The organism is Brachybacterium sp. AG952 (assembly GCF_004362645.1).
Taxonomy (GTDB): Bacteria; Actinomycetota; Actinomycetes; order Actinomycetales; family Dermabacteraceae; genus Brachybacterium; species Brachybacterium conglomeratum.
On sequence record NZ_SNXV01000004.1, the window covers coordinates 206,272 to 224,283 of the forward strand.

Here is an 18,012-nt window from a genome sequence, read left to right on the forward strand (position 1 = left end):
TCCGCCGCACGGAGTCGACCGCACGGACGATCCGGCGAGCCCCGACTCGTCCCTACGCTGGGAACATGACCACGCACCGGCCCGTCGGCCCCGCCACGCCGCAGGAGACGGTCGCGTCGCCCGCCCCCGAGACGCCGCCGGAGACGGCGGCGCCTCTCGAGCCGGGGACGCCGTCGTGGCGCAGCGTGCGCGGCTGGGTGATCGCTGCCCTGCAGACGCTGCTCTGCCTGGGACTCGGCTGCCTGATGTTCGTGGTGGTGCTCGGCGAGCTGCTGTTCGAGTTCGACGACGCCCCGCCCGAGGGTCTGTTGGCGATGGTGGCTGTCGACGCGCTGATCGGGGTCGCGGCGACGGTCGTGATCGGCCCGCTGCGCCTCCTGCGCCCGGGCCGGCTTCATGCGACGGCCCACCTGCTGATCACGACCGTAGCCGGGCTGAGCGTGTGGAGCGTGCCTGCGGCAGCGATCGCCCTGTACCGGCTCGGGCTGCGGCGCCGACTGGGACTGGACGTCGCCGCGGTGGCGCTGCTCGGCGTGACCGCCATGGCCTGGCTGACGCTCGACATGCGGCTTCGGGGCGACGACGATCCGCGCTACGTCGCCACCGCGCTCGGGGTGATGATCGTCGGCGCCCTCGTGCCGCTGCTGATCGGTCGCGTGGTCGGCACCCGCCACGAGCTGATCCGCACGCTGCGCGAGCGTGCGGACGCGGCCGAGCGCGAGCGTGCCTCCGCTGAGCGGGAGCGGGTCGCCGCGGAACGGGAGCGGGCCGCCGCCGAGCAGGCCCGATCCTCGGCGGACCAGGCCCGACGCTCGGCCGAGCAGGCCGGGCTGTCGGCGCAGCGGGAGGCCGACGCCCTGCGGCGCGGCCGCGACGCGGAGAGCGCCCAGGTGCGGGCGGAGGAGCGGGCGGCGCTGGCCCGCGACATGCACGACAGCGTCTCCCACCACCTCGCCTCGATCGCCATGCACGCGGGCGCCATGGCCTATCGCGAGGACCTCGACCCCGAGACGCTGCGCCGCACGGCGCGGACGGTGCGCGACGCCGCCCAGCACGCGAACCGGGAGCTGCGCGAGGTGCTCGTCGCGCTGCGCACCGCCGGTGACCCCGCCGCCGATGACGCCGCGCCGCTCGCCTCCGTCCCCACCCTCCAGGAGGCGGTGGACCGGGCGCGGGCCGGCGGGCAGGAGGTCTCCCTCGAACTCGACGGACTGGACCTGGCCGAACTCGAGCAGCTCGGACGCGGCACCGTCGTCGCGCTCGCCCGCATCCTCGGCGAGGCGCTGACCAATGCGGCGAAGCACGCACCGGGCGCCCCGGTCACCGCGCTCCTCGCCCGGCGGGCCGAGCAGGTGACGCTGACCGTCGAGAACCCGCTGACCGGTGAGGCACAGCCCCTCTCGACCGGGCACGGGCTCATCGGCGTCGAGGAGAGAGCGCGCCTGCTCGGCGGCGGGGCCCGCTGGACGCGCACCGAGCACGGCACCTTCGAGATGGAAGCATGGCTGCCATGGTGAACGACGGATCGGACGCGCACGGAGCCGCCGGCGACGACAGCGGCACCGACGAGCGGCGCGGCGCTACCCCGGTGCGGGTGCTGCTGGTGGACGACGAGGCGCTGATGCGCTCCGGCCTGCGCCTGATGATCGACGGGGCGCGCGGCATCGAGGTGATCGGCGAGGCGGCCGACGGGCACGCCGCCCTCGAGCAGACCGCCGCGCTCGGCCCGGACGTGGTGCTGATGGACATCCGCATGCCGCGCATGACCGGGCTCGAGGCCCTCGCCGCACTGCGCGAGCGCGGCGATCAGGCGCGGGTGGTGATGCTGACCGCTTTCGACACCGACGAGTTCCTGCTCGAGGCGCTGCGGTCCGGTGCGGAGGGCTTCCTGCTCAAGGACTCCCCGCCCGAGGAGGTGGTCGAGGCGGTGCTCGCCGCCGCCGCCCAGCGGCCCCGCTTCTCCCCCGAGGTGCTGCGCCGCCTGGTCCGCCTCGCGGCCGACAGGGGCGCAGCCGGCGCCTCGGGCAGCAGCAGAGCGCCCGGCGCACGTGCCGACGGGACTGCAGACGGCGCTCTCGGCGGGGCCGGGGCCGCGTCGACTGCGGGGGCGGGACCGGCGTCCTCGTCGGCGGGATCCCCGTCGGCCGAGGCTTCCCTCTCCCCCGCGCCCGAGGGGATCACCGAGCGGGAGTGGGACGTGGCGCGGCTGGTCGCGCAGGGGCTCGCGAACCCGGAGATCGGCGCGAGCCTGTTCATGTCGGTCGCGACGGTGAAGACGCACCTGGGCCGGCTCTACCAGAAGCTGCAGGTCACCAACCGCGTGCAGCTCGCGATCGCGGTGCTCGAGCTCGGCGGCTGAGAGCGTCTCAGTTCATCAGGACCACGGCGGCGAAGGCGACGAGCAGGCACGCGGCGCCGAGGCACCACACCCACGCGGGCACGTTCTTGCTCTTCGAGGTCACGACGGTGGCGTAGAGCGAGATGATCGTCGCGAACATCAGCATGCCGGAGAGCAGGAACAGCAGCACGATGGCAGTGCTCATGCCGCCACCTCCGTGCTCTGCGTCGACGTCGGCATCCGTGGTCCTTCCCTCGCCCTGGCCTGACCCGCCGAATGGTAGTACAGACCTCCTTGACCGGGAACGATGCCACCCGCGACAGAACCCTCGTATCCTGGAGTCCTGATCTCGATGGGGAGGTTGTCATGGACCGGGACGACGGCAGTACGGCCGGGAGCACCGGCGCCGCGACGCCCGCCGCGGGCGGGACGCATCGCGCGGCATCGCCCGGGGTCGAGGGCCCGCTCCCGGTGGTCACCCTCTGGGAGCATTTCGGGGCCGGGGCCGACGCGATCGGCCGCGAGGTCGCCGAGCGGCTCGCCCTGCCCTACCACCAGCAGGCCTTCAGCTCCGAGGAGATCGAGTCCGACGGCCGCGACCGGGGCCCCTCCGCCGAGCAGAAGGCCGCCCAGATCGAGTCCAGCCTCGCGCTCGCGCAGGTGTTCTCCGCGATGGGCGGGATGTACGGCGGGTTCGACGGCCGCGACATCATCGACACCCAGGAGCAGAAGCGCACCCTGATCGCCGAGAACGACGCGACCGTGCACCGCTACGCCGAGGAGGGCGGGGTGATCGTCGGCCGGAACGCCACCGTGCTGCTCGCGGACCGGCCCCGCACCCTCCACGTGCTGCTCACCGCCGATCCGGAGACCCGCATCGCCCGCGCCGCCGAGCGCGCCGGGATCTCCCACGACCGCGCGGCCAGGCGGCAGAAGCGGGAGGACCAGGTGCGGGTGGACATGTCGAAGTCGCTGTACGGCTGGGACCCGAGCGCGGTGGAGAATTACGACATGGTCCTGAACACCTCGCGCCTCTCCCAGGATGCCGCCGTCGAGGCGATCGTCCATGGGGTGACGGGGCCGGGCGCCGCCCGGTGACCGCCTCCCGCGTCCTCGTCGTCGAGGACTCCCCCGACGTCCGCGCCCTGCTCGTCGAGGCCCTGCGCGACGAGGGGCACGAGGTTCTCACCGCCGCCGACGGGCTCGCCGCCCGCACCGCCCTCGCCCCGGGCGGTGCGGCCGCGGACGTCGACCTGGTGGTGCTGGACCTGATGCTCCCGCACGTGGACGGGTCGGTGCTGCTGGCGGAGATCCGCCGCGCGGGCGAGGTGCCGGTGCTGGTGCTGTCCGCGAAGGACGCCGTCTACACCAAGGTGGACATGCTGCGCCTCGGGGCCGACGACTACGTGACCAAGCCCTTCGACCTCGCCGAGCTCACCGCCCGGGTCGAGGCGCTGCTGCGCCGCTCCGCCCCGTCCGCCGCCGCCAAGCCCGCCCCGCTTGTCCACGGGCCCCTCTCCCTCGACCCCGCCGCCGCGCGCGTGCGGCTGGACGGGGCCGAGGTCGCGCTGACCGCGACCGAGCTGCGGCTGCTGCACCTGCTGCTGGCCTCGCCCGGGCAGGTCTTCTCCCGGCCCCGGATCTACGAGGCGGTGTGGGAGGAGCCGTTCGTCGGCGACGACGCCGCGGTGAAGACCCACGTCTCGAACCTGCGCGGCAAGCTGCGCGAGGCCGCGCCGGCGCTGGACCCCATCGAGACCGTGTGGGGGCTCGGGTACCGGCTGCGCGCGCTCTGACCCGTCGGTCGGGGCATCTGCGCCGTCGGCCGCGCCGATCTTCACGCTTTCCTGACCTTCTCCGCCCCGCTCCTCACGCCTGCCCGACCTCTTCTCCGTAGCGTCGTCCCCGACACCACGAGCCAGAAGGGAGCCCGGCATGAGCGAGACCGTCCTGAGAACCCGGGACCTCACCAAGCACTACGGCGACCACGCCGCCGTGCACGCGATGAGCATCCGCCTCGAGCGCGGGCGGATCTACGGGCTGATCGGCCGCAACGGCGCCGGCAAGACCACGCTGATGCGGCTGATCGCAGGGCTGTCGATCCCGAGCTCCGGGAGCATCGAGCTGTTCGGCGCCGACGCCGAGCGCCCCCGCACCGCCGACCTCGCCCGGATCGGCACCCTCATCGAGTCCCCGTCCCTGCACGGCGGGATGACCGCGCGGCAGAACATGCACCTGCACCGGCTGCTGCGCGGCGTGCCCGATCCCCGCGTCGAGGAGCGTCTGCTCGAGCTCGTGGGCCTCGCCGGGACGGGCCGGAAGAAGGTCCGCGACTTCTCCCTCGGCATGCGCCAGCGGCTCGGGATCGCCCTCGCCCTGATCGCGGACCCGGAGCTGCTGATCCTCGACGAGCCCGTCAACGGCCTGGACCCGCAGGGCGTGGTCGAGGTGCGGCGCCTGGTGCGCTCGCTGGCGGAGGAGCGCGGGATGACCGTGCTGATCTCCAGCCACAACCTGCCCGAGCTGTTCCAGACCGCGACCGACTACCTCATCGTCGAGGGCGGCGAGCTGCGCATGACCCTCACCCTCGAGGAGCTCGAGGCCCAGACCCAGCAGTACCTCGAGGTCGCCGCCGCTGATCCCGCCGCCCTGCTCACCGCGCTCGAGGAGGCCTGGCCGGACGCGGAGGCGCGGGTCATGCCCGGCGGGACCGTGCGTCTGCCCCACCACGCCGACCGCGCCGAGCAGGTGCTGCGCACCCTCGTCGCCGCCGACGTGTGGCCCACCCGCCTGGCCCGCGAAGGCGAGAGCCTCGAATCGTTCTTCCTGTCCGTGATCGGAGGAGAGAGAGCATGATCAACCAGCTGCGCGCAGACCTCTACGCCATCGGCCGCACCGGCCCCGTCCTGATCTGCCTCGCCGTCGCCGTGCTCGCCGCGGCGCTGTACACCGTGCTGCAGCACAGCCTCGCCGCCGGCGACCTCGGCCCCGAGGCGGCCAGCGGCGTGCAGGTGCTCAGCGACGCGCTGATGGTCTCGCTGATGGGGCCGCTGCTGTTCGGGGCGCTGGTCGCCCAGCCCTTCGAGACCAAGTCCGTGCACGACTCCCTGCTCGCCTCCGGGCGCGGCGCGTTCGTCGGCGCGAAGACGGTGCTGACCGCCGCGGCCGTGACCGCCCTGTCCCTCCCCTACGGGATCGCGGTGCTGATCGGGCTGGCGACCGAGCAGGAGTTCGCCCCGGCGATCCCCACCGCGTTCTCGCAGCTGCTCGCCGCCGGCGGCGGTCTCGACGGCGGCCGCGTCGGCGAGATCCTCGCGATCACCGTGGCCATGGCCGTGCTGACCACGGCGAAGCTCTCGGTGTGCCTGCCGCTCGCGTTCGTGCTGCGTCGCCCGCTGGTGGTGATGGCGATCGGCTTCGTGTGGGGCTTCCTCGCGGACCTGATCGGCTCCACCGCGGCCGACGTCGAAGGGCTCGCCGCGCTCGTGCGCCTGACCCCCTTCGCAAGCGACCACGTGCCGGGCCTCGACTCCACCGGCGGCGACCTGGTGGGCACCCTCGCCGTCTCGCTCGTGTTCATCGCGCTGATGGGGCTGGTGTCCTGGCTGATCTTCCGCCGGGCCGACGTGAAGTGACGACCGGGCCTGACGCATCGCCCTGTGGCGTCGCCGCCTGAGGGCGGCCGCGTGCGGGGCGGGTGCGTGCGGGGCGGGTGCGTGCGGGGCGGGTCTGGGATCATGGCGGGGCCCGCCCCGATCCGTCGACCAGGGAGGCCCGATGACGGTTCTGCTCGTGGTCCTCGCCGTGCTCTGGCTGGGCACCGCCGCCTATCTCGTGGTGGTGCTGCGGCAGATCGCGGTGGTGCGGCACCGGCTCGAGGAGCGCGCCGGGCAGGAGTCCCCCTCCGCCGTGACCCTCGCACTCGTGGTCCCTCAGCTCGAGCAGCTCACCGCCCGGGTCAACGAGGCCGTGGAGCAGGCCCGACAGGCCTCGACCCGCACCCGCGCCGAGGAGCGGCGCATCCGCTCCTTCATCGCGGACGTCTCCCATGACCTGCGCACCCCGCTGACCTCGGTGCACGGCTACCTCCAGCTGCTGGAGCGCACCGATCTCGACGCCGTCCAGCGCGAGCGCCTCGCCGCCGCGCATCGCCAGACCGTCGAGCTCGGCGCCCTGGTGGACCGTCTGTACGAGTACGCCTACCTGCTGGACGTCGAGCCGCGTCAGGAGCTCGAGCGTCTCGACGTCGGCCTGCTGGTGGGCGAGGTGCTGCTGGGCATGAGCGGCGAGATCGAGGGCGCGGGGCTCGAGGTGGAGCTCGATCCGCCGACGGGGCTCGTGCTCGCCACCGACCGCGAGATGCTCACCCGCATCGTGCAGAACCTGGGCCGCAACGCCGTCCAGCACGGCCGCGGGACGCTCGCCGTCGAGGTCGCGGCGTGGGGCGGGGCGGAGGGTGGGGCCGAACTGCGCTTCCGCAACGGGGTCGCGCCGGACGCCGCGATCGACACCGCGCGCCTGTTCGACCGCTTCTTCACGGCCGACGCCTCCCGCTCCGCACGCAGCAGCGGGCTGGGCCTCTCGATCGTCGAGGTGCTGGTCACGGGTCTCGGCGGCACGGTCTCCGCCGCGCACGACCCGGTCGCGGCGACGCTCGAGATCCGCGCGCGGATCCCGTCGGCCGAGGCGCCGTCGACGCGCTGACCTCTGCCCCTCCCCGACTGCACTCGCGACCACGCCATGTTGTGGAGCGCTGTGTTCCGGGCTTGGAACGCAGCGCTCCACAACATGGCGGCGCTGGGGCGGAACGGGCGTGCTGCGCGACCTCGCGTGCGGGATATCCCCGTGCCCCGTCACCGCGGCGCCGATAGCCTCCCGTCCATGCCTGCCGCGCCAGCCCCCGACTCACCGTCCCCGCGCATGCGCCTCCCCTCCGCACTCGACGCCGTCGGCCCCGAGACCCACTACAGCGAGGTGGAGCGGATGCTGCGCGGCGAGGGCTGGACACCCTGCGGCACCGGCGACTGGGCCTTCGCGCTCGCCTCCCCGGACGGCACGATGGCGGCCCGGATCAGCCCCTTCGACCCCGTCGGCCCGTTCACCGCGCAGCTCTACGCGGAGGCGGCCACGACCGGCGCCGTGCCCCGCCTGGACCTGCACCGCCACCTCGCCGGAGGCGCGGACCTGCTGGTCATGGAGTTCCTGCAGCCCGTCAGCGAGGAGCAGGCGAAGGAGTTCTTCGCGCGGGTGCGCGACGGGGACGGCGACCTCGCAGAGCTCTCCGCGATCGTGCACCGGATCCATGCCGCGGCGCTCGCGGAGCTGCCCTGGTGCGGTCCGCTGGATGCGAACCCGTCGAACGTGATGCGCGGGGCCGACGGGCGCCTGGTGCTGATCGATCCGTTCTACGCCGACGGCCCCGCCCTGTACGGCATGGCGCAGGAGGATCCGGACCGGTTCGTCACCACGCTCCCGCCGGAGCAGCGCCGACACCTCACCGAGATCCCGCTCGGCTGCTCCGGGCCCTGGCCGGAGGAGGAGCGGGAGGCGCTGCGAGCACGGCTGCAGCGAGCCGACCGGGAGCGTCCGGCCGAGGACCTGATCGCCGAGGCCGCGGCGGCCGACGTGGACGGATGGGGCTTCGACTGGCTCACTGGCCGCGCCACCGAGGAGCGTCCCGAGTGGGGCTACGCGCGTCTGCTCGCCGAGGCCGTTGCCGGTGCAGAGGTGGCGATCGACCTCGACACCGGCGGCGGGGAGGTGCTCGGCGGATGCCCGCGCCTGGCCCGCGAGCAGCACGTCACCGAGTCCTGGCCCCCGAACGCGGAGCGCGTGAGGCGGCGGCTCGGCCCGCGCGGGGTGATCGTGCACGAGACCGCGCCCGGCGCCCCGATCCCGCTTCCCGACGGCGCAGCGGACCTGGTCACCTCCCGCCATCCCGTCGCCCCGGACTGGCGGGAGATCGCCCGGGTGCTCGCACCGGGTGGGCAGTACCTGGCCCAGCATGTCGGCCCCGGCTCCGCCTTCGAGCTGATCGAGGCGGTGCACGGCCCGACCACCGAGGCGCAGCGTCGCGGGCGCCATCCGGACGACGAGGTCGCCGCGGCGGAGGCGGCGGGACTGGAGATCCTCGAGCGGCGCGAGGCGCGGCTGCGGATGGAGTTCTTCGACATCGGCGCGGTCGCCTGGATCCTGCGCAAGTGCCCGTGGTGGGTGCCGGGCTTCGGGGGCGACACCCACCGCGAGCAGCTGCTCGAGGTGGACCGGATCATCCGCCGCGACGGCGCCTTCGTCGCCCACTCGACCAGGCACCTGCTGCGCGCGCGGAGGCGGTGAGTCCCGCCCACCCCGTCGGCCTCAGCGGGTCTTCGCCCCCGCGCCGAGGGTGGACTCGCCCGGGGCGAGCGCGCCGACGACCCTGTGGGGGACGTAGGGCGCCTCGAGCGCGGCGATCTCGTCGGCCGTGAGCTCGAGGTCGAGCGCGCCGAGCGCCCCGTCGATGTGCGAGGTCTTCGTCGCGCCGATGATCGGGGAGACGACCGGGTTCTTCGCGAGCAGCCAGGCCAGCGCCACGTGCACGCGCTCGACGCCGCGGTCGGCCGCGATCCTCGCGACCTGCTCGACGATGGCGCGGTCGGTGTCCTCGGTGGAGTCGTACTTCGACTTCGCGGTCTGGTCGGTGCGGGCCCGCTCGGTGTCCGCGTCCCAGTCGCGGGTGAGTCGGCCGGCGGCGAGCGGGCTGTACGGCGTGGAGGCGACGCCGAGCTCGCGCAGCAGCGGCATCATCTCCCGCTCCTCCTCGCGGTAGAGGAGGTTGTAGTGGTTCTGCATCGAGACGAACTTGGTCCAGCCGTTCACCTCGGCGACGTGCTGCGCCTGCAGGAACTGCCAGGCGAACATCGCCGACGCCCCGAGGTAGCGGACCTTCCCCGAGCGGACCAGGTCATCCAGCGCCTGCATCGTCTCCTCGATCGGGACGGTGTGGTCCCAGCGGTGGATGATGTACAGGTCGATGTAGTCGGTGCCGAGCCGGCGCAGGCTCGCCTCCGCCTCGGCGAGGATCGCCTTGCGGGAGAGTCCGCCGCCGTTGGGGCCCTCGTGCATCGTCCCGTGCACCTTCGTGGCCAGCACGATCTCGTCGCGGTTCGCGTAGTCGACCAGGGCCTTGCCCACGATCTCCTCGCTGCGGCCGATCGAGTACACGTTCGCGGTGTCGAAGAAGTTGATGCCTGCGTCGAGGGCGTGCTTGATGACGGGGCGGGAGTCGTCCTCCTCCAGGACCCACTTGTGGATCCAGCGCTCGGCGCTGCCGAAACCCATCGTGCCCAGGCACAGCCGCGACACGTCCAGTCCGGTGCGGCCCAGCTTCACGTACTCCATGCGGTGCTCCTCCTGCTGCGATGGTGCGGGCGTCGCTCGCCCGATGTCCCCATCCTCGCGCCGCCCGCGCCGCGATGGGAGGACCTGTCAGAGCACCCCTCCCGCGGACGGGCCGTGCGCACCCCGCTGCACGACTCTCCCGGAGTTGTTCGACGAAACGTGCCAGATTCGTGGCACGTTTCGTCGAACAACTCCCCCGCGCCGCGCTGTCAGCGGCCCGTCCCGTCCCGGGGAGCCGCCGAGACGTGGATGTCTGAGCGTGTGGCTTCGTTCGCTTGGTGGCGGGGTTTTTGCAGCGCTCCGTGGCGGTCTTGTTGCCGCGACCACGCAGGACTGGCTGCAGGTAGGTGTCGCGGTCTGAACCGAGAGGGGTGCGCCCGGTCGGCGCCGTTTGGATCGCTGCCGCTACGTCAGAGTCCGAAGGCTCCGCCGCTGACGAGAATCACGATGCCGAGGCCGATGAGAACGATGGGGAAGAGGATGTGCTCCCAGCGTTCGAGCACTTCGGCGATCGGGGGGCGGGTGGCGACGAACTTTGCCAGGGCCACCAGGACCGCGACGAGCGCGAGGAAGACGATGCAGTAGGCGACTACTGCGAGAGGTTCCACGCTGAGGAAGACAGGGGTGTAGACGCCGATGTTGTCGCCGCCGTTGGCAAGGGTGACGCCTGCGACTGTCCACACGCCGACCTTCTTGCCGGCAACCTTGGCCTCGTCGTCATCGTCGTCATCGTCTCCGCGCCAGGCCTGCCATGCGGCCCAGAGGCCGAGGCCCAGAGGGATGAGACCGAAGTACGGGATGGCTGCCGAGGGCAGGAATGCTCCGGCACCGATGGTCACCAGGACCGCGGCACCGAGGATGCCGGCGAATCCGAGGTACTGGCCGGCCAGAATGCGGGCGGTAGTGCCGCGCTGGCCTGCCCCTCGCGCGAAGAAGAGGGAGAGCACGATGATGTCGTCGATGTTGGTCGCTGCGAACAGGCCCATCGCCTGCAAGACCGAGGTGAGGATCATGCGCCCTCCCCAGCTGCGTCGCATCCGGGAAGCGAGCAGGCGGGATCGATGCACGGGGCGTCTTCGTCCACTGCCAGGGTGGCATCGACCAGTGCCGTCAGCGCCTGCGCCAGGTGCGAATCGGCGATCTCATATCGTGTCCGACGACCCTCGGGCTCGGAGACGACGATCCCGCAATCGCGCAGGCATGCCAGGTGGTTGGAAACGTTCGGGCGTGTCAGGTCCAGATCTCGGGCCAGTTCCGCCGGGTAAGCGGGATGGTCGAGCAGGGTCAAGATGATCCGGGATCGAGTGGGGTCGGCCAGTGCACGACCCAGGCGGTTCATCACGTCGAGACGCGAAGCCATAGTCAGCATGGACTGAACTATACAGTGCACACTGAACACTCGGTCACAGGCGTCAGCCCAGATCGCATGCCCGTAAGGGGATCCTTCACCGTACGTCGTGCGAGCTTCCTCCTCGACGACTTTTTATGAGGGATCGTCATGTACGCAAGACCCGTACGGTGACATGGGCGGTGAGGGGAGGGCAACTGCAACAATGGGGACATGCATGTCGGCTACGCGCGCGTCTCGACTCTCGAGCAAGACCTCTCCGCCCAACGGGAAGCACTCGAGCGCCTCGGAGTCGAGAACAAGAACGTCTACTTCGACCACGGTCTAACGGGAACGACCCGCGCCCGGCCCGGGCTGCGCGAGGCACTGGCCGCGACCCGGGATGGGGACACCCTGGTGGTGACCAAGCTCGACCGGCTGGCCCGCTCGCTCCCGGACGCGAGGGACATCGCCGACGAGCTCACCATCAAGGGAGTGGCGCTCAGTCTCGGAGGCAGCGTCTACGACCCCAACGACGCCGTCGGCCGGTTGCTGTTCAACGTGCTCGGCATGGTGGCCGAGTTTGAGGCGGACCTCATCCGCCTGCGCACCCGCGAGGGCATGGCCATCGCCAGATCCAAGGGCAAACTCAAAGGCAAGAAGCCCAAGCTCTCGCCCTCTCAGCGCAAGCACCTGCTGACGTTGCACGCCGCCGGTGAGCACACCCAAGCCGAGCTGGCCGAGCTGTTCAACGTCTCCCGCACCACCATCTACCGCGAGCTGCGCCGCACCACGGCCGACACCTGACCGCGCCTGCACCGCCACTGAGCGATCACAGAAACCCGCCACCAAGCCATCACATCCACAGTCTGAGCGGGACGAGGCGATCAGCACGGGAAGGAGGGACCAGGACGCGCCGGCCCGGCGCTGGCCGGGGAGACGGCCCGGGATCGACGGGGACGGCCGCGGCGAGCCGCCGTCACCGTCAGGTGGCGAACGTGCCGGTCAGCTGCACTTGCGGAAAGTCTTGCCGCCGGGCATGCCGTAGCGCTTGCCGGTGTAGCCGCCGTCGTCCGAGTAGGGGATCTCCGGGCCGTAGGGCTCACAGCCGGACTTCCCGCCACCGGACTTCCCGCTGCCCGAGCTGCCGCCGCCGGACGAGTCACCGCCGGAAGCGCCGCCGCCCGAGTTGCCGCCGGAGTTCGAACCGCCAGAGCTCGAGGACCCACCCCCGGAGCCGGACTTCCCGTCGGACCCCGAGCCGCTGCCGCTGCCCGAGCTCGTCGCTCCGGAGCCTGCCTCCTCGTCGGACGAGTCCGCGGCCGGCGCCGCCTCCCGCTCGCGACGCTCCTGCTCCTCGCGCTCCTGGCGCTCCCGCTCCTCCCGCTCGATCCGCTCGCGCTCCTGGCGCTCCCGTTCCTCGCGCTCCTTCTGCTCGCGCAGCCGCTGCTGCTCCTCATCCCAGTCGTCCTTGAGGCCCTGCACCCGGTCTCGCCCGTCGACGGCGCGCTCGCGCACCTCATCGGCGGCCTCCCGCTGCCCGTCGAGGAAGGGAGCGACCAGCGGCAGGGCGAGAACGGCGTTCGGGCCGGTCGCGAGCACGTCCGCGTCGAGCGCATCGACGAGCGCCTCCGCGTCCTCGACCAGCGTCGTCGCGTCGGCGAGCGCCTGGGCGGGGTCGCCCGCGACCGTCTGTGGGATCTCGTCGGCCGCGGCGCCGAGGGACTCGACCTGTGCGGGGACGGTGCATTCGGTCGCGGCGGAGAAGAGGCCGAGCCCCTCGGACTGCGCGGTCGCCGCGGCCTCCTCGACCTCGGGCAGGAAGCGGTCGTTGGGCTCGAAGTAGACCGGCACGCCGAGTCCCTCCGCGGCGATCTCGGCGTTGACCAGCGAGCCCGACTCGTACACACCCGCGAGGGTGCGGTCGTAGCGGTCCAGCCGCTCCTCGTCGTACTCGAGCTCGATCTCGGTGCCGGCCGGTAGCCGCTCGGCGAGGAAATCCGTCGCCTCGGGGCCCAGGCACTGCACGGGCAGGTCGGGGTGCTTCGTCTCGGGGGTGTCGATGTTGAGCAGGCGGATCGTGGTCTCCTCCCCGGCGACGACCGCGACCAGGGTGTCGCCGTCGACCACGCGCACCACGGTCCCCTCGCCGCTGCCGTCGTCGCAGCCGGTGAGCAGGCTCCCCGCGAGCAGGGCGCCGAGGGCGAGGCCCAGGCTCCGCGCACGCAGCGGCCGACGCCCCTCCTCTCCGACGCTCGCGATCCGACCCCGACGCGACCCGCTGGACCTGCCCATGACCACCTGATTCGTTCCTCTCAAGAGCACCTGCTCGTCAATGCTTGAAGCATCTCCGACCGGTGCGACAACCGCACCTCGGGATGACGCCCAGTCGCCGAGATCACACGGTCTCGTGCCACCCTGGAGCGAGTCGCGAAGGAGGACCCATGACCACCGCCCCCGACCACCCCGCCGAGCTGGGCCGCGCCCGGCATCTCGTCGCCCTGCTCTCCGCCGAGAAGCTGCGCCGCGGACTCGGACGCCTGCTCACCGGGGACGGACCGGCCGAAGACCCCTCGGTGCGCGGGCCGCTCTCGCGCCTGGACTGGCTCGGCGAGGACGGCACGGCGGACGTCCCGGCGCTGCGTCGGATCGCGGACTCGCTCGCGCTGATGCGCTCGGACAGGGCGATCCTCGAGGTGCCGCGGCTGGACGGCATCCCGGTGAAGACCGAGGAGTCCCGCGAGGTCAGCGGCAGGATCGCGCGGATCGTGTTCGAGCGGGTCGGGTCGGCGCGCAGCCTCGGCGAGGCGGAGCTGAACGCCGCGATCGCGATGTTCGCGGCCGATGTGGCGCTCGTCCGGCGCGACGCCGTGGACTCGGGCGTGCTGGAGCGCTCGGCCGACGGCGCCTGGTACCGCCTGGCCGGCTGACCTCGCAGCCGTCTGATCCGTCGGCCGCGCAGCCGACCTGCTCAGCGCCGTCCCGGCCCGTCGACCGACCGGCTAGGCGCCGTCCCGGCCCGTCGGCCGACCGACTCTACGCCCGGCCGGCCGCGGCTACTTCCGGAAGGACTTGATCACGTTGGCCAGCATCGGAACCAGCACCACGAGGGCGATCCACCCGAAGCTGAAGTTGTCGCGGAAGAACTCGTTCCTGGCGAAGAACCCGAAGAAGATGACGAGGAACACGACGATCGGGATCGCCTTGACCAGGGCCTTGCCCACCTCGGCCGCCCGATTGCGGACCTCGGGATCGGGCCGGCCGCCGGACTCCCACTCCTCGTACCGGCGCTCGGCCCTCTCACGAGCGTCGTCCCCGAACTCGCCGAAGCGCGGCCCGGAATGCTGCGGGGCCGGGGAGTTCGGGCCGAAGTCCTGGTCAGCGCGGCGGGACGAGCTGCGCGAGTCGAAGTCCGAGGACCAGGTGCTGTCCCCGCTCGGAAGCGGCCCGGACCTGCTCTCCCCCGTCCCGGCACCGTCCGCCCCCGTGCCCGGTCCCCCGCGGTCCTTGCCCCCGAGCCACGACGGATCCCCGCCCGGCCCGTGCTCGTCGTTCCCCCACCGATTCATCATGTTCACAGGGTAGACATTCTTCGCACGACGGTCGCCCCGGTCCCGCACCCCGAACGCGGCACGGACCCGCCCCGCGATACCGTCGAGGCGTGATCCACCTCGACGACGCCCAGGTCAGCACGCTCCTCCCCACCCCGGCCGAGCAGGTCGCACTCATGCGCGAGACGCTGCTCGCCCTCGCCGACGGCTCCGCCTCGGTGACGCCGAAGACCCAGGTCGTCCACGAGGAGGGCGGCTTCGCCAACGCGATGCCCGCCGCCTGGCCGGAGCGCGGGCTGCTGGGCATCAAGTGGGTGACGGTCACCCCGTCGAACCGCGCGCGGGGCCGGGAGATGATCGGCGGGCTGATGGTGCTCTCCGCGGCCGACGGCTCGACCCGCGCCACGATGGACGCCGCCGAGCTCACCGCCCAGCGCACCGCGGCCGTGACCGGCGCGAGCCTTGCGCTGGACGACCGGCCGATCACCTTCGTCGGCACCGGTGTGCAGGCCCGATCCCACGCCCGGGTGATCGAGGCGCTGGGTCGGGGCCCTCTGGCCGTGTGGGGCCGCCGCCCCGAGGCCCTCCGGGAGCTCGCCGCCTGGTGCGCCGAGCACACGCCCGGCCTCGAGCTGCGCACCACGACCGACCGGGCCGAGGCGCTCGCAGGCGCGGGCGTCGTGATCAGCGCCCTGCCGATCGGGCTGACCGATGCGGCGCTGCACCCGGGTGACGTCGCCGCCGACGCGACGCTGCTGCCGATCGACTACGCCTCTGTCGCGGGCGCCGAGATCTCCCGCACCGGCACGGTCGTCGCCGACGACGCGGAGCAGTTCGAGTCGCTGCGGCCGCTCAAGCACGGCGAGGACTACCCCAAGGCGACCGGGTCGACCGGCGACCTGCTGCGGGAGGGCCGGCCGGGCGGCCTGGTCGTCGCGCAGAACCTCGGCTCCGGCCTCGGCGACGTGGTGCTCGCCGACGCCGTCGCCCGCGCCGCCGGGGCCTGATCTCCACGGCGCCGGAGGTCCGGTGCGGCGCGACCTCCGGGCATCTCCGATCGACCGCCCCACACTCCCGAGACTTCCCTCGCCTGCTCCGATATGATGATTTCATCATGCCGCTATCCCAGTCCCAGCGTCCGCTCTACGAGGTCAAGGCGAACCTCTTCAAGGGCCTCGCGCACCCGTTCCGCATCCGCCTGCTCGAGCTGCTCTCGGACTCCCCGGAGCTGACCGTCTCCGCCCTCCAGGCGGAGACGGAGCTCGAGCCCTCCCATCTCTCCCAGCACCTGTCCGTGCTGCGCCGCCACCACCTCGTGGTCTCCGAGCGCCGCGGCAGCCACGTCTTCTACCGGCTCGCCGATCCGCGGATCCGCGAGCTGCTCGCCGTCGCCCGCGCCCTGCTGCTGACGATGCTCAGCGAGGACCGCGACCGGCTCAGCGAGGCGGAGGGCCTGCCCGCGATCCCGGGGGCCGACGGGAGAGCCGAGGCCCGAACCGAGGGAGATGCCGACGGGAGGAGCGACGGATGAGCGCCCCCGCCGCTCCCCCGTCGGCCGATCCGACGGCCGTCGCCCCGACGCCGACGCTCGCACAGCGCGCCCGCGCGGCCGTCACCCGCTCGCGCAGCCTGTGGCCCGCCCGCGAGGACTACCGCCTGCTGCCGAGGACCTGGCGGCAGGACCTCGTCGCGGGCGTGACCGTGGGCATCGTCGCCCTGCCGCTCGCGCTCGGCTTCGGCGTCAGCTCCGGGCTCACCGCCGAGCAGGGACTGGTCACCGCGATCGTCGCCGGCCTGCTCGCAGCCGTGTTCGGCGGCTCGAACGTGCAGGTCTCCGGCCCGACCGGCGCGATGGTCGTGGTGCTCGTGCCGATCGTCGCGGCCTACGGGGTCGGGGCGATCGCCGCCGTCACCCTGCTCGCGGGACTGATCGTGACCGTGACCGGTCTGCTGCGGCTGGGGAAGGTCGTCTCGATCATCCCCTGGCCGGTGATCGAGGGGTTCACCCTCGGCATCGCCTGCATCATCTTCCTGCAGCAGGTCCCGCAGATCACCTCGGCGACTCCGGCCGCACCGGGTGAGCTCAGCTCGAACGCGCTGGTCGCAGCGGTGCAGTCGCTCGCGCGGGCCGATCTCATCCATCTCGCCTGGGCGGTCGGCGCGGCTCTAGTGGTCGCCGCGGTGATGGCGGTCGCCCCGAGGATCCATCCCTCGATCCCGGGCTCGCTGATCGGGATCGCCGTGGTCGCGGTGCTCGCCCGACTGCTGCCGACGCCGCTGGCGACCATCGGGACGATCCCCGCCTCGCTGCCCTCGCCGTCCCTGCCCGTGATCGACCCGGAGATGCTGGGGGTGCTGCTGCCGGCCGCCGCCACCGTCGCCGCGCTCGCGGCGATCGAGTCGCTGCTCTCGGCGCGCGTGGCCGGGTCGATGGCGGACACCGGCGCCTTCGACCCGGACCGGGAGCTGGTGGGCCAGGGCGTCGCCTCGATCGGCGCGTCCCTGTTCGGTGGCATGCCCGCGACCGGCGCGATCGCCCGCACCTCGGTGTCGATCCGGGCCGGGGCCCGCACGCGCGCGGCCTCGATCGTGCACGCCCTGGTGCTGCTGGCGGTGGTCTACGTCGCCTCCGGCCCCGTCGGGATGATCCCGATGGCGGCGCTCGCGGGCGTGCTGTTCATGACCGCGATCCGGATGGTGAACGTGCAGGTCGCCCGTTCGATCATGACCTCCACCCGCTCCGATGCCTGGATCTTCGCGGTCACGGCGCTGATCACGGTCTCCTTCGACCTGATCTGGGCGGTGCTGATCGGCGTGGTCCTCGCGGCGGTCGTCGCCCTGCGCGCCGCCTCCCGCTCCACCGGCGTCTCCCTCGAGCGGATCGAGGCCGACGAGCCGAGCGAGCTCGATGACGCGATCGTCGCGGTCCGCTTCCAGGGGCCGCTGTTCTTCGTCTCGGCCGAGCGGGTGTTCGAGACCGTCATGGATGTCGGCCGGCCGACGGTCGTGATCCTGCGCCTGGCACGCCTCGAACGGGTCGACGCCAGCGGCGCCCAGGTCCTCGCCGAGATCGTGCGGGGGCTGGAGCGTCGCGGGGTGACGGTGCTGATCAAGGGCGTGCAGACGGTGCACGAGCCGCTGTTCCGCCGCGTCGGCGTGCTCGCCGCGCTGCGCCACCACAAGCACCTGTTCACCGACGTCGACAGCGCCCTCGAGCACGCCCGCTCCCACGTGGAGCGGGCACGTCAGGCCCTCGAGGCCTGAGCGCCCGGTCGCACGCATCCCCGCTGATCCTCCGTGTGCCCGGCTCGCCGAGACGTGGATAAGTGTCGGTACAGCCCCTGATACCGACACCTAGCCACGTCTCGATGCTGCTCCGGGGCGAGCCGTCAGGCGCCCAGGCCCGATGGCCGCCC

General features: G+C 72.6%; 19 protein-coding genes. 13 read left to right on the forward strand and 6 right to left on the reverse strand.

Annotated elements, in window-relative coordinates:
- Positions 1–65 precede the first annotated feature (65 nt).
- The gene (locus DEU31_RS11315) at positions 66–1,517 is read left to right on the forward strand and encodes a histidine kinase (protein WP_133677194.1); all 1,452 of its coding nucleotides are present in this window, start codon (positions 66–68) and stop codon (positions 1,515–1,517) included.
- A complete protein-coding gene (locus tag DEU31_RS11320) occupies positions 1,502–2,359 on the forward strand; it encodes a response regulator transcription factor (protein ID WP_243733817.1) in 858 nt (285 codons plus the stop codon). Before DEU31_RS11315 ends, DEU31_RS11320 begins: the two co-directional genes overlap by 16 nt.
- Positions 2,360–2,366: 7 nt before the next feature.
- Here DEU31_RS11320 and DEU31_RS16850 read toward each other — a convergent pair whose 3' ends face one another.
- A complete protein-coding gene (locus DEU31_RS16850) occupies positions 2,367–2,543 on the reverse strand; it encodes a hypothetical protein (RefSeq protein ID WP_166649481.1) in 177 nt (58 codons plus the stop codon).
- Positions 2,544–2,704: 161 nt separating this feature from the next.
- On the opposite strand from DEU31_RS16850, the gene DEU31_RS11325 reads away from it, so the two are divergent.
- The 6 genes from DEU31_RS11325 (at position 2,705) to DEU31_RS17360 (ending at position 8,674) form a co-directional block, all read left to right on the forward strand.
- On the forward strand, positions 2,705–3,436 hold the full coding sequence (locus DEU31_RS11325; protein WP_166649482.1) for a cytidylate kinase-like family protein: 732 nt from the start codon (positions 2,705–2,707) through the stop codon (positions 3,434–3,436).
- Positions 3,433–4,134, forward strand: a complete 702-nt coding sequence (locus tag DEU31_RS11330) for a response regulator transcription factor (protein WP_133677196.1) — start codon at positions 3,433–3,435, stop codon at positions 4,132–4,134. Before DEU31_RS11325 ends, DEU31_RS11330 begins: the two co-directional genes overlap by 4 nt.
- Before the next feature lie 139 nt (positions 4,135–4,273).
- Positions 4,274–5,194, forward strand: coding sequence for an ATP-binding cassette domain-containing protein (locus DEU31_RS11335; protein ID WP_133677197.1), 921 nt, complete (start codon positions 4,274–4,276; stop codon positions 5,192–5,194).
- A complete protein-coding gene (locus tag DEU31_RS11340; RefSeq protein ID WP_133677198.1) occupies positions 5,191–5,973 on the forward strand; it encodes a hypothetical protein in 783 nt (260 codons plus the stop codon). The genes DEU31_RS11335 and DEU31_RS11340 overlap by 4 nt, the downstream gene beginning before the upstream one ends.
- 142 nt (positions 5,974–6,115) lie before the next feature.
- Positions 6,116–7,042 carry a HAMP domain-containing sensor histidine kinase gene (locus DEU31_RS11345; protein ID WP_133677199.1) on the forward strand — a complete coding sequence of 309 codons (927 nt, stop codon included), beginning with the start codon at positions 6,116–6,118 and terminating at the stop codon, positions 7,040–7,042.
- Between the two features lie 177 nt (positions 7,043–7,219).
- The gene (locus tag DEU31_RS17360) at positions 7,220–8,674 is read left to right on the forward strand and encodes a methyltransferase domain-containing protein (RefSeq protein ID WP_347876458.1); all 1,455 of its coding nucleotides are present in this window, start codon (positions 7,220–7,222) and stop codon (positions 8,672–8,674) included.
- 21 nt (positions 8,675–8,695) lie between these two features.
- Here DEU31_RS17360 and DEU31_RS11355 read toward each other — a convergent pair whose 3' ends face one another.
- From DEU31_RS11355 to DEU31_RS11365, 3 genes are all read right to left on the reverse strand, one after another.
- Entirely contained in the window at positions 8,696–9,718 is a 1,023-nt protein-coding gene (locus tag DEU31_RS11355) for an aldo/keto reductase (RefSeq protein WP_133677200.1), read from the reverse strand.
- Positions 9,719–10,128: 410 nt separating this feature from the next.
- Complete coding sequence (locus tag DEU31_RS11360; protein WP_016997609.1) at positions 10,129–10,731, reverse strand: cadmium resistance transporter; 603 nt, start codon at positions 10,729–10,731, stop codon at positions 10,129–10,131.
- A complete protein-coding gene (locus DEU31_RS11365) occupies positions 10,728–11,087 on the reverse strand; it encodes a metalloregulator ArsR/SmtB family transcription factor (RefSeq protein ID WP_118915137.1) in 360 nt (119 codons plus the stop codon). Before DEU31_RS11365 ends, DEU31_RS11360 begins: the two co-directional genes overlap by 4 nt.
- 192 nt (positions 11,088–11,279) lie before the next feature.
- Here DEU31_RS11365 and DEU31_RS11370 point away from each other — a divergent pair, with 192 nt between their 5' ends.
- Positions 11,280–11,852: a recombinase family protein gene (locus DEU31_RS11370; RefSeq protein ID WP_010551803.1), complete on the forward strand. Its 573-nt coding sequence runs from the start codon at positions 11,280–11,282 to the stop codon at positions 11,850–11,852.
- A 198-nt stretch (positions 11,853–12,050) separates the two neighbouring features.
- Here the strand turns inward: DEU31_RS11370 and DEU31_RS11375 are convergent, their stop codons facing one another.
- Complete coding sequence (locus DEU31_RS11375) at positions 12,051–13,340, reverse strand: thermonuclease family protein (RefSeq protein ID WP_243733818.1); 1,290 nt, start codon at positions 13,338–13,340, stop codon at positions 12,051–12,053.
- Between the two features lie 149 nt (positions 13,341–13,489).
- Between DEU31_RS11375 and DEU31_RS11380 the strand changes: the two genes are divergently transcribed.
- Positions 13,490–13,975, forward strand: a complete 486-nt coding sequence (locus DEU31_RS11380; protein ID WP_133677201.1) for a DUF2087 domain-containing protein — start codon at positions 13,490–13,492, stop codon at positions 13,973–13,975.
- 126 nt (positions 13,976–14,101) lie between these two features.
- Here the strand turns inward: DEU31_RS11380 and DEU31_RS16855 are convergent, their stop codons facing one another.
- The gene (locus tag DEU31_RS16855) at positions 14,102–14,617 is read right to left on the reverse strand and encodes a hypothetical protein (protein WP_166649483.1); all 516 of its coding nucleotides are present in this window, start codon (positions 14,615–14,617) and stop codon (positions 14,102–14,104) included.
- An 89-nt stretch (positions 14,618–14,706) separates the two neighbouring features.
- Here DEU31_RS16855 and DEU31_RS11390 point away from each other — a divergent pair, with 89 nt between their 5' ends.
- From DEU31_RS11390 to DEU31_RS11400, 3 genes are all read left to right on the forward strand, one after another.
- Positions 14,707–15,603, forward strand: coding sequence for an ornithine cyclodeaminase (locus DEU31_RS11390; protein ID WP_133677202.1), 897 nt, complete (start codon positions 14,707–14,709; stop codon positions 15,601–15,603).
- A 107-nt stretch (positions 15,604–15,710) separates the two neighbouring features.
- Positions 15,711–16,127 (forward strand): metalloregulator ArsR/SmtB family transcription factor, encoded by a 417-nt coding sequence (locus DEU31_RS11395; RefSeq protein WP_133677203.1) that lies wholly within the window; start codon positions 15,711–15,713, stop codon positions 16,125–16,127.
- A complete protein-coding gene (locus DEU31_RS11400) occupies positions 16,124–17,860 on the forward strand; it encodes a SulP family inorganic anion transporter (protein ID WP_166649484.1) in 1,737 nt (578 codons plus the stop codon). Before DEU31_RS11395 ends, DEU31_RS11400 begins: the two co-directional genes overlap by 4 nt.
- The last annotated feature ends 152 nt before the right edge of the window (positions 17,861–18,012 follow it).

Excerpts from the sequence above, each read along its gene's own strand:
- DEU31_RS11315 (WP_133677194.1), top strand. The coding sequence starts at position 66 with ATGACCACGCACCGGCCCGTCGGCCCCGCCACGCCGCAGGAGACGGTC.
- DEU31_RS11320 (WP_243733817.1), top strand. The coding sequence starts at position 1,502 with ATGGCTGCCATGGTGAACGACGGATCGGACGCGCACGGAGCCGCCGGC.
- DEU31_RS16850 (WP_166649481.1), bottom strand. The coding sequence starts at position 2,543 with ATGAGCACTGCCATCGTGCTGCTGTTCCTGCTCTCCGGCATGCTGATG.
- DEU31_RS11325 (WP_166649482.1), top strand. The coding sequence starts at position 2,705 with ATGGACCGGGACGACGGCAGTACGGCCGGGAGCACCGGCGCCGCGACG.
- DEU31_RS11335 (WP_133677197.1), top strand. The coding sequence starts at position 4,274 with ATGAGCGAGACCGTCCTGAGAACCCGGGACCTCACCAAGCACTACGGC.
- DEU31_RS11340 (WP_133677198.1), top strand. The coding sequence starts at position 5,191 with ATGATCAACCAGCTGCGCGCAGACCTCTACGCCATCGGCCGCACCGGC.
- DEU31_RS11345 (WP_133677199.1), top strand. The coding sequence starts at position 6,116 with ATGACGGTTCTGCTCGTGGTCCTCGCCGTGCTCTGGCTGGGCACCGCC.
- DEU31_RS17360 (WP_347876458.1), top strand. The coding sequence starts at position 7,220 with ATGCCTGCCGCGCCAGCCCCCGACTCACCGTCCCCGCGCATGCGCCTC.
- DEU31_RS11355 (WP_133677200.1), bottom strand. The coding sequence starts at position 9,718 with ATGGAGTACGTGAAGCTGGGCCGCACCGGACTGGACGTGTCGCGGCTG.
- DEU31_RS11360 (WP_016997609.1), bottom strand. The coding sequence starts at position 10,731 with ATGATCCTCACCTCGGTCTTGCAGGCGATGGGCCTGTTCGCAGCGACC.
- DEU31_RS11365 (WP_118915137.1), bottom strand. The coding sequence starts at position 11,087 with ATGCTGACTATGGCTTCGCGTCTCGACGTGATGAACCGCCTGGGTCGT.
- DEU31_RS11370 (WP_010551803.1), top strand. The coding sequence starts at position 11,280 with ATGCATGTCGGCTACGCGCGCGTCTCGACTCTCGAGCAAGACCTCTCC.
- DEU31_RS11375 (WP_243733818.1), bottom strand. The coding sequence starts at position 13,340 with ATGGGCAGGTCCAGCGGGTCGCGTCGGGGTCGGATCGCGAGCGTCGGA.
- DEU31_RS11380 (WP_133677201.1), top strand. The coding sequence starts at position 13,490 with ATGACCACCGCCCCCGACCACCCCGCCGAGCTGGGCCGCGCCCGGCAT.
- DEU31_RS16855 (WP_166649483.1), bottom strand. The coding sequence starts at position 14,617 with ATGATGAATCGGTGGGGGAACGACGAGCACGGGCCGGGCGGGGATCCG.
- DEU31_RS11395 (WP_133677203.1), top strand. The coding sequence starts at position 15,711 with ATGCCGCTATCCCAGTCCCAGCGTCCGCTCTACGAGGTCAAGGCGAAC.
- DEU31_RS11400 (WP_166649484.1), top strand. The coding sequence starts at position 16,124 with ATGAGCGCCCCCGCCGCTCCCCCGTCGGCCGATCCGACGGCCGTCGCC.